1 pseudogene is annotated in these 262 nt (G+C 43.5%); it reads right to left on the bottom strand.

The features are described 5' to 3' along the window. Positions 1 to 262, bottom strand: a pseudogene (gene sufC / locus ETC07_RS16235) (Fe-S cluster assembly ATPase SufC); the annotation flags it as partial.

Below are 262 nucleotides of genomic sequence, written 5' to 3'. Positions count from 1 at the left end.
CAGAGATTTTAGCATATCCTTCTTTTTCAAGACGTTTCGCAAGTTCGGCTCCGCCTGTCATAACAACGCGGCCTTCCATCATGATGTGAACGACATCTGGGGTAATATAGTCGAGTAAACGTTGATAGTGGGTAATGATAAGGGCACCAAAACTATCGCCACGCATAGCGTTCACCCCTTTTGAGACTACTTTAAGCGCATCGATATCAAGCCCAGAGTCAATTTCATCCAAAATAGCAAAAGTTGGTTCTAACATCAAGAG

It is taken from the genome of Halomonas borealis (genome assembly GCF_004798905.1).
Classification (GTDB): domain Bacteria; phylum Pseudomonadota; class Gammaproteobacteria; order Pseudomonadales; family Halomonadaceae; genus Halomonas; species Halomonas borealis.
Note: the sequence above shows the minus strand (reverse complement) of the source record. Positions and strands in the feature narration are given on the sequence as shown.